The organism is Nonomuraea sp. NPDC049141, from assembly GCF_040648415.1.
Classification (GTDB): Bacteria; Actinomycetota; Actinomycetes; order Streptosporangiales; family Streptosporangiaceae; genus Nonomuraea.
Window position 1 is genome coordinate 1 of the sequence record NZ_JBEZDR010000058.1, and the last position, 8,826, is coordinate 8,826.

The window sequence follows — 8,826 nt, forward strand, 5'->3', positions numbered from 1 at the left end:
GGGTGGGGCCAAAACTCACCAGAACGCAATCAACCGATCACGCAGTGGGGCCAACACTCACCCGTAGATGGGGCCAGCTCTCACCCTTGAAACCAGCGGGGCGTCGCCGCGCGGGGTCCTCATCGAGTTGCGGGTCGTACGGTGACTGGTCGATCGGTTCGGCGAAGAGTCCTCGTTGGTGGGTGAGGGCCACAGCGTGCGGGCACGGTAGCACGCTGCCGACATAGACATACTGGTCGTCGCCGACGTGGACGAAGAAGCGGTCCTCGACCTCCAAGCGACACCAGGCGCCATTGTCGCGCAGCATCGCCCGGACCAACTTCAGGGCCACAGCCATCGGCACCCGCGCCCCATCGTGGTAACCCGTCAAGTCAGGCGGGAACAGCTCAGCCAGGCCGTGACCGTCGATCGGAGGCTCCACGCCGAAGTTGACGAAGCCGGTCACCCCGGGATCCCGGATGGTGAGGTGGGTGATGCCGGTTTCATCGGCGAAAGCCGCCACAGACGCCAGGTAGGCCGCTTCCACCGGGCCATGGTCGCTGTATACCTCCTCGAGACCGACGTAGCAGCCGGATTCATCGCGGTCGGCCGGGTCGTACTTCGTGACACGGTAGACGTGGAGTCCCATATCAGTTCGATCATCGACGGGATGGACCTGAGGTAATGATGCCGGTGAGCCAGGACCGGCTATGGGAACGTTCACCATCCCTATTCTGGCGAAGCCTGCTGACAGCATCTGCTCGTCAGGGTCTCCTTATGGCTCTTCTCTGGAGAGGGGTACAGCCCTGTCCGTGGACCCATCGTGGACCGGAGAGGTTCCGACTGCGGGCTGTCAGGATGTTTTTGCAGGTCAACCCGGCAAGGCTGAGTATTTCTGCAATCCTCTCCGGAGCCGGGTGCGTAGGTTCGAATCCTACAGGGGGCACTCTTCGCCAGCCAGGTCAGACATCATCTGACCTGGCTTTTTGCGTGATCGCTGCGATGCGCGGCTTTGCCATCCCGCGACACGGTGTGACGCCGGATGTCGGGCTCGGCGGGCAGGACGCGGGCAAAGATCATCTCGCCCCATCACTGCGGCGGAGCGGGAATGGGGACACACCACCAGGCCCGGACATCGGCGGGGGAGACCCTGTGTCCCAGGCATGCGGCCAGGGGCCCTCCACGGTCTGCGGCGGGATCTGGCATGAGTGCCGCGATGGCGGCTCACGAGGCCGCGGACGCGGATCCGGGCGCCCAAGATGAGGCCCCGCCTCCTGGCAGGACAGTGTCGGCCCGCGGAGGGTATGTCCAGGTGCCATCGGGCTTGCTGCGTTCGCCGCTGCACGGCGCTCTGGCGGTGGCCGCGTGGGCGATGTACGAGGCGTTGATACCGCGGTCTGGGCGGTGGCCGGGCTCCGGCGCGTGCGCGGCGATGCTGGGTGGCCGATGCGCTGGGCGTGAGTGAGAAGACCTTGGACGGCGCCCGCCGCGAGTTGCTGGCCGACGTCGTCGGCGGGCCATGGCTGGCTCGCTCCAGTCCGCTGGGGGCCAAGCGCGGTCCGACACGCTGCGCTGCGCCTGCCTCGTGGCACCGGCGACTCCTACGTCAGGGTGCCGGCCTGGACGCTGGATCTGCTGTCAGCCTCCTGCGAGGCGGGCCGGCGCATCTCGCCGAACCCTGGCGGCTGTACGCGCTGGTGCTGCTGGCCAACGAGGGCAGGGCCGACCAGGGCAGGGCCGGCCAGTCGCTGGAGACCTCCGTCGGCTACCTGGGCGCCCTGCTAACCGCCTCGCCTGACACCGGCCGCCGCAGGCTACATCTAGCGGGGCGCTCGCTGCGGATCGCTAGCCAAGTATGTCGACGACAGCAAGGCTGCGGGCGTGAAGGACGAAGGCCGGTGGGGGGTTGCGCCAGATGGTCCGGGTGGGGATGGCCTCTTCGAGCGGTCGGCCAGCAGATGGCGGAAGCGGCGGGCGGAGGCGAGGGATACGGCCCCAGGAACACGGAGATGACGGTCGTCGAGAAGGCGCTGTTGGCCCAGTCGGATATGTACCAACCAGTGCGTTCTCGGCGCCCTCGCGTCCAACTATCGGACGTCATCTCGGGGCGCTGTCGACCGTCATCGGATGCACCTCTTTGCCAAGACTCGCCGCAGGATATTGATCCCGGCGCCCCAGGGTCAATCAACCGTGATGACGAGCTTTCCGAGCGCGTTGCCCGCCGCCAGGTCACCCACCGCGGTGGAGGCCTCCGCCAGGGAGTACGTGCGCCCGACGGCCGGTCGAACGGCCCCGGCCTCGATGAGGTCGCGCAGCGCGTCCAGGTCGGCGGTGCGGGTCAGCGCGATCAGCGAGTCCAGGCGCTGGCGCGTGAACGGGGTGATCAGCCGGGCGACCAGCAGCCGGCTGAGCCCGCCGAACCACCGACCGCCGCCCTCGCCGCCGACGATGACGAGTCGGCCGCGCTCGGTGAGCAGCCCGCGCAGCAGGGCCAGCGGCCGGATGCCCGCGATGTCGATGATCAGATCGTACGTCCCGGTGAGTGGCTCGCGCGTGTAGTCGATGACGGCCTGGGCGCCCAGCGACCGGACGAGGTCGGCCTTGGCTTTGCTGCACACGGCGGTGACGTGGGCACCGCCGGCCACCGCGAGTTGCGTCGCAAAGCTGCCCACTCCGCCGCCGGCACCGATGACCAGCACCTTCTCGCCAGCGGCGACCTGGCCGACGGCCCGTAACGCGGTCACCCCTGACGCGGGTACGGCCGCCGCTTCGGTGAAGCTCAGGTTGGCGGGCTTGCGGGCGAGCTTGCCCGGGCGGGCGAGCGCGAACTGCGCGTACGCGCCGGTCGCCGCGCCGTACACCTCGTCGCCGGGGCGAAACGCGGTCACGTTGGCGCCGACGGACTCCACGACGCCGGCCACGTCCATGCCCGGCACGCGGTTGCGGGGCCGGCGCAGGCCGAAGCCGAGGCGGCCGATGAGCGGCAGCCCGGTCATGACGTGCCACACGCCGTAGTCGATGCCGGCCGCGTGCACCCGGATCAGCACATCGTCGGCGCCGGGCGTCGGGATCGGGACCTCATCGAGGCTCAGCACGTGCGGCGAGCCGTACTCGTCCTGGACGATCGCCCTCATGAGGGGTCTCCTTCGGTGTCGGGGTACTGGAAGACGTCGTCGAGTCCGGACCGGAACACCCGGGCGATGCGGAACGCCATCTCCAGCGAGGGGGAGTAGCGACCCTGTTCGATCGCGATGATGGTCTGGCGGGTGACGCCGACCCGGTCGGCCAGCTCGGCCTGGGTCATCTCGTCGTGCGCGAACCGCAGGGCCCGGATCGTGTTGGTGACCTGCGTCGGCTTCACCACGTCTGGAAGCCGCCCTTGCGGTACGCCATGATCTTGGCAAACGAGCTGAGCACCGAGGACAGCACGAACGCCAGGTAGACGGCGTTGGCGATCCAGAAGTGGCGCAGCTCGGCGATGGCCATGACCAGTGCAGCGAGCGCGCCGACGATGACGATCGACTGCCCGATGCGCTCACTGACCTGGTTGATCTCACGGTCGCGCTCGTCAGTGCGGTCGCTGCCGTGGCCGCCCGCGATGGCCATCGCGATGTTGGCCACGATCGCGGCGACGATGGCGCCACCGATGGTCCACAGCAGAGTTCCCGCGTAGGCGACGTCGGTGAGCGGGCCGTCGCCGGCCCGGCTCAGGACGGTCGCCACGTAGATCGTGTAGGCGCCGACGGAGACCAAGATCATCAGCCAGGCGCGCTTTTCCTCGAAGGCCATGCCCGCTCCTCGCGTAAAACAAAGCTGACATCAACCAATGTAAAGCGCCCCGGACACCATGTCAAAGTTTATTTACACGCATGGTTGGCGATGCCATGGCGCCAGGCGCGGTGTTGCTACAAAACGTCCACAGTCGGCTGGACGGCGCAGGTCGCACCGGCCCGCCCTCATCGGAAGAGCCCGCAGAATCTGGGCTACTCCGGTTCGCGCCGCTGGGCGGCACCCTCGCCGCCGCCCGGTGGCAGACGCTTGGCCACATCCAGTCGAACCTCGCCGTAGGGCTGGACGTGCTGCCAGAACAGCGGGGTCAGTCCGCGGCGGTCGGTGGGCTTGAGCAGCTCGGCCCATTGGGGGTCGGCCAGGACGTCCTGCAGCATCAGGGTGTTGATGTATGCGAGCGCGGCCTGCAGGATGCGCACGCCGCGCGTAGTGGCTACAAGAACGAGCCGTTGTACCGGCGGTCTTTCACACGATCGTAGATCTCACGTAACCACGGCTGACTAACCAGCGGCAGCCGCTCCAATGTCCTGAGGAACACCTCCCAATCAGGCCGGAAAGGACTGTTCGGCAGCAGCGGCGGCGAATCATCGCGGCGCACATCTGCGGGCATCCGGGCTGCCGCCTGCGCGAGCTGCCGCGAGCGCTGGGCGCATGTGCCCGCCCCTCGCGGTGGGCGACTCTAGACGGCAGCGAGCGACCAGAAGTGGTTGTCGTTGTTGCCCGCGGACAGACGCCGAGGGCCAGATGCTGTTCCGGACAAGCGCGCGGTGTTTCCTCGATGTCCAAGTGGATGCGCTCTGACCTGCGGTTTCATTTGTCCAATGGGGCGAGCGCCACTTTGGACGACCTCTGGACAAAGATCCCTTGGCCGAGCGGAAAGCCGCGTGCCAGCATACGACCGGGGCCCGCGCCACGGACGCCTTTCCCATTCGGGGGCGCGCGGATATCGATGACGGAGGAAAGAGAAATGTCCACGGCAACAAGACCGGTCAGGCGCGTTTGGCGTGCTGGTGCAAGAACCTGATCGGTAATGGTTCGCAGCAGAAGAGCTGGATGAACGTCAAGCCTGGCAAGACGGTCAGGTTCGTGGGTGAATGCACCTTCAAGGCCCGCAACACCGACCGCTCCGGGGATGCGTTTCCTGTTCGTCCGAGGGCGCCGATCAGGAACTGATCTCCTCAAAAGCAGCGCTCACGTCGTCACGGCCGCCTCCAAGGGGGCGTGGGCGGTCGGGGCGCCGTGATGGACCTGGACGGTGGTGGCGACGATCGACAGGCCGAGTCCCAGGCCGTCGCCGGTGGCCCTGCGCCGGCCGGACGACCCCCAGGGCGAACCGATTCGACGAGATGTATCCACGATGCATATGCCGCATCCCGGCGAAACTCACTACTCCGGAAGGAACCCGATGCGAGTCCTTGCTCTCCTGGTTGCGGGCGCCACTTTCTTCGCCGCCCCACTGACCGCGCAGGCCGCTACCGGCTCGGCCGCAGGCCTGACCCCGGTCGCGAGTTCGAGTGCCCAGCGCGCGGCCGCCGCCTGGCCCTCCTGTGTGAAAGCCACCCGCACCAAGCTGAACAACAACGGTTGGTCCGATCCCAAGTGGCAGGTCCGGGTGACCAACAACTGCGCCAGCAGGACCAAGTACTCGATTGTGCGCGACCGGCAGTCCGACTTCGACTATGTGGCGGTCGCCCCCGGTAAGACTAGCTCTCGTAACATTGGCAAGTACTCCTTCGGGCACAGTGCCTCCGAGCCCGACGGCGTGAAGATCTACTACCGGGGCACCCGCTACACGAAGCGCTTCTGAAGCAAGGGCGGGCGGCAGTGGACTTCCCTGCCGCCGCCCCCATTTCTGTTGGCTCTGTCGTAGCTTCGGTGGTGACGGTACGTCTCACTGCATCACATTGAGTCACGAATGGTGCAGACGAGCTCGTAAGCGTGGTGTTCTCCGGGCTATCGCCGCTGATCATGGATGACGCGACGCGCTGGGCGTGATCTTCATCGTGCTGGGTCTGAGCTAGGCCGATCGTCGTGGGCGGGCCATGGCTCGCTCCAGTCAGCTCGGGGCCAAGCGTGCGGTCCGGCACGCGGCTGCTCGCCCGGCAGAACCTGCCGCTGCGCGACCCGCACCCTGTTCTGTTGCACGAGAGCGCGGCCCGGGCGGAAGAGGTGCTGGCCCTCGACGTCGACGAGCTCGACCTGCGCAACCGCCGCCAGTCTGGCGCCTCGGTCGTGAGGGCGCTGCTTTGCTGTAATGCGGCACGGTGGAGCGCGAGCGGGGCGGTGACGGACCAAGTGGTCCTGGCCGCGGTTCTGGAGTAGGGCGCCAAGCCGCCCAGCTAGCTCGGCCGTTGCGCCAGGGTGCAGGACCAGCGGCCGTCGTGCCAGCCGCAGGTCTGCTCGTAGCCGGAGCGGAACGACCCGAGCCAGGGGATGTCGTCCTCGTAGCGCGTGGGCGGCGGTGTCGGTGCGAAGTTCGCCGCGTCGTCGATGCTGCCGCTCCCGTCGTAGCGTGCGACGGTCGGATAGGGGTAGACCGGCCGGGTCCGTACGACGGTGTCGTCCTGACGCTTCGTGGCGACGAGCCGGTCGGGTGCGATTCCGTTCTCGACCCAGGCGAGGGTGGGGGTGAGCGCGTCGATCGCGTCCGGTCCCTGACCGTCACCGCAGTGGGCGACGCCCGGCAGCATGAACAGGCGGGCGAACTGCTGCGTGGCGTCCGTCCCGCCCATGCGCTCGGTGAGGGCGTGGTAGTAGGCGATCGTCCCGTAGGGCGAGATTGCCTGGTCTGCCCAGCCGTGCCAGAGGAGGAGCTTCCCGCCTGCGGCGCGGAAGGCCGTCAGGTCGGGGTTGCTCGCGTCGTAGACGCCGGCCTGCCGGTAGATATCGCGGAACGTCGCCGAGTCGTAGTGCAGGTCATGCAGTGTCGCTGACGGCCGGGCAGACGGGTAGGCGAGGTACTTCAGCGCGCTCGTCGCGTTGCCCTCGGCCACGGCCGGGACGCCGGTGGCGGTCGGGGTGACCCAGCGGGCCCAGTTCGCTTCCGAGCCCACGGGCTCGCCCCCCGGGTACATCCGCCGGCCCCGCTCGTCGCGTGGCCCGTCGTACAGCTTGCGTACGGCATCGATCTGCGCGTCGGTGAGGCAGTCCGCGCTGTCGGTTCCTGTCGCGCAGCGCAGGCTCCGCGGATCGAACGCGCAGGCACGCGGGTCGTCGATCTGGCCGTCGGCCAGGCCGTCCCGTGCGTCGCACTCGCGCATGACAGCGGCGTGCAGCGCGGGAAGCTTGGCAGCGGTCATGATGGGCCGACCCTGCGCGTCGGTGTTGGCCGTGGCGTGCCAGCCCGTGGACCACACGATGAGCGAGGTGAACAACGACGCCGGGGCGCCGGCGATGATGCCGTCGAAGTCGCGCGGGTAGCGCTGCGCCTCGGTCATCCCCTCGTGGCCGCCCTGCGAGCAGCCGTCGAAGTAGGAGTAGCGCGGGCCTTGTCCGTAGTAGAGCGCGATGAGCCGCTTGGCGACGAGCGCGACGACGTGGTCGGACCGGTAGCCGAAGTCGACCCGGAGTTGCGGATCGGCACCGAACGTGCCGTCGAAGCCGGAGACGCCGACGTGTCCCCCGTTGCCGGTGGCTATGACGAAGTCGCCGCGGGTCAGCGGCACGCACCCGTCCGTCGCGTCGGCGTAGATGTCGACGCTCCCGCAGAACGCCCCGCACCCGGTCTGCAGATACCGCTGCCGCCACGTCGTGGTGGGGAGGAGCACGTCGAACTGGATCTGCGGCGCCGCGGTTCCCTTGACTTCGCAGGCTGCCCAGCCGACCGGCGAGATCGTCGCGGTCGCGGACCCGATGACCGCCGGAGCGCCGGGCGTCCCCGACAGGTCCTGCCCGGCGAGGGCCGCGCAGTCGATCCTCGGCAGCACCACGGGAGGGCCGGAGGACGAATCGCGCGCCTCGGCGGGCACCCCGGCCACGGCCGTACGGGACGCGGCCTGGCCACCGCCGGCCGTCACGAGGACGGCGAGGACAGCGAGCACAACCGGTAGCGCCCGGACTCCGGCGGTGCGGGCGGCGCGGCCCGGCATCCGGCCCCGTACACAAGCGAGCAGTTCTTGCGTCATCGCCATGCTTGATCATGACGGAAGGCGGGGATCGGCGTAAAGGCTTTTGGGCCCGCTCCAGGTCGAGGTCGGTCGACCCGCATTATCCGCACGCGGTTGATCATGCCAAAGAGATAACCGAGCCAGCCACAGCCACCGCTCGGAAACGATCACGAACCGCAATCGTGATCCCGCTACCTGGCGGCTGGGGACACGATCGGGAGCGGCGGGCCTTAAATACGGCAGAAAGGGGCCGCGTCCGGCTGGAGCCGCACGTCATGCCTGGCGTGCTGCTAGTAGGTAAGCCGGTCCCTTGCCGCGCCGCCGGACACGACATTGCGGTTACATCCGATGAAGAAATCGGTCCGTCAGCTCCGATGCGGCCCGTTTCTGCCGTATTCGTGTGTCCTGAACGTGAAGGAGAGTTCGATGTAGGCGAATGATCTGAAGCGATGCTGCTCGGACGATGAAGGTTGTGGCCCTTCGGGGTCGCCCTGCGGAGGGAGACTCCAAACCACCTCATGCCGCGTTTGCTGAAGACAGTCGTGGTGAGCGATGAGGAAAAGGCGCTGGAAAGGCGTCAGGTAGGGACCGGAAAGGCGAACGCGAGTAAACCACTGATGACGTGTCGAAATCGGAACAGATGACATCGAAACCGGGGAGTGAATACGACTCCGGGATGAGCCTGGCGGGTGTCCGCTTATGGGCCAGGCGGTGTCCGGCATGGAGGTGGCGCGAGTCCGGTCTGCGGCGTTCGAGTGGAACAGGAGAAGGTGTGTTCGGACACTGCTCGCTTCGGCGGGTGACAGGGGAGAGCTGTGACCTCGGGGAACCTTGGAGGCATCGTCAGAGTACCCGTCGCCGGGCGCGCCGGCGGACCGGCTCGTAGTAGTGGTGAAGGTCCTGTAATGGGGCTGGAGCGAAGGGGCCGGGTCGTTCGTGACTTGTTTGTTCG

General features: G+C 67.8%; 11 protein-coding genes. 3 read left to right on the forward strand and 8 right to left on the reverse strand.

Annotation, left to right across the window (positions count from 1 at the left end):
• Nucleotides 1-37 precede the first annotated feature (37 nt).
• The 6 genes from AB0B91_RS63635 to AB0B91_RS63660 all read right to left on the reverse strand — a co-directional run bounded on the left by AB0B91_RS63635 (nt 38) and on the right by AB0B91_RS63660 (nt 4,378).
• A complete protein-coding gene (locus AB0B91_RS63635; RefSeq protein WP_358342697.1) occupies nt 38-628 on the reverse strand; it encodes a hypothetical protein in 591 nt (196 codons plus the stop codon).
• Between the two features lie 1,531 nt (nt 629-2,159).
• Nucleotides 2,160-3,113: an NAD(P)-dependent alcohol dehydrogenase gene (locus AB0B91_RS63640; RefSeq protein ID WP_358342699.1), complete on the reverse strand. Its 954-nt coding sequence runs from the start codon at nt 3,111-3,113 to the stop codon at nt 2,160-2,162.
• Entirely contained in the window at nt 3,110-3,313 is a 204-nt protein-coding gene (locus AB0B91_RS63645) for a helix-turn-helix transcriptional regulator (RefSeq protein ID WP_308127435.1), read from the reverse strand. The genes AB0B91_RS63640 and AB0B91_RS63645 overlap by 4 nt, the downstream gene beginning before the upstream one ends.
• Before the next feature lie 23 nt (nt 3,314-3,336).
• Nucleotides 3,337-3,768 (reverse strand): hypothetical protein, encoded by a 432-nt coding sequence (locus tag AB0B91_RS63650; protein WP_358342701.1) that lies wholly within the window; start codon nt 3,766-3,768, stop codon nt 3,337-3,339.
• Nucleotides 3,769-3,962: 194 nt separating this feature from the next.
• A complete protein-coding gene (locus AB0B91_RS63655; protein ID WP_358342703.1) occupies nt 3,963-4,187 on the reverse strand; it encodes a Tn3 family transposase in 225 nt (74 codons plus the stop codon).
• 14 nt (nt 4,188-4,201) lie between these two features.
• Nucleotides 4,202-4,378, reverse strand: a complete 177-nt coding sequence (locus tag AB0B91_RS63660) for a hypothetical protein (RefSeq protein ID WP_358342705.1) — start codon at nt 4,376-4,378, stop codon at nt 4,202-4,204.
• A gap of 254 nt (nt 4,379-4,632) precedes the next feature.
• On the opposite strand from AB0B91_RS63660, the gene AB0B91_RS63665 reads away from it, so the two are divergent.
• The gene (locus tag AB0B91_RS63665) at nt 4,633-4,941 is read left to right on the forward strand and encodes a hypothetical protein (protein WP_358342707.1); all 309 of its coding nucleotides are present in this window, start codon (nt 4,633-4,635) and stop codon (nt 4,939-4,941) included.
• 18 nt (nt 4,942-4,959) lie between these two features.
• Here AB0B91_RS63665 and AB0B91_RS63670 read toward each other — a convergent pair whose 3' ends face one another.
• Entirely contained in the window at nt 4,960-5,124 is a 165-nt protein-coding gene (locus AB0B91_RS63670; protein ID WP_358342709.1) for a hypothetical protein, read from the reverse strand.
• Between the two features lie 49 nt (nt 5,125-5,173).
• On the opposite strand from AB0B91_RS63670, the gene AB0B91_RS63675 reads away from it, so the two are divergent.
• Nucleotides 5,174-5,575: a hypothetical protein gene (locus AB0B91_RS63675; RefSeq protein ID WP_358342711.1), complete on the forward strand. Its 402-nt coding sequence runs from the start codon at nt 5,174-5,176 to the stop codon at nt 5,573-5,575.
• A gap of 224 nt (nt 5,576-5,799) precedes the next feature.
• Nucleotides 5,800-6,090, forward strand: coding sequence for a hypothetical protein (locus AB0B91_RS63680; protein ID WP_358342713.1), 291 nt, complete (start codon nt 5,800-5,802; stop codon nt 6,088-6,090).
• Nucleotides 6,091-6,107: 17 nt separating this feature from the next.
• Here the strand turns inward: AB0B91_RS63680 and AB0B91_RS63685 are convergent, their stop codons facing one another.
• Nucleotides 6,108-7,898, reverse strand: coding sequence for a tannase/feruloyl esterase family alpha/beta hydrolase (locus AB0B91_RS63685; protein WP_358342715.1), 1,791 nt, complete (start codon nt 7,896-7,898; stop codon nt 6,108-6,110).
• Nucleotides 7,899-8,826 lie beyond the last annotated feature (928 nt).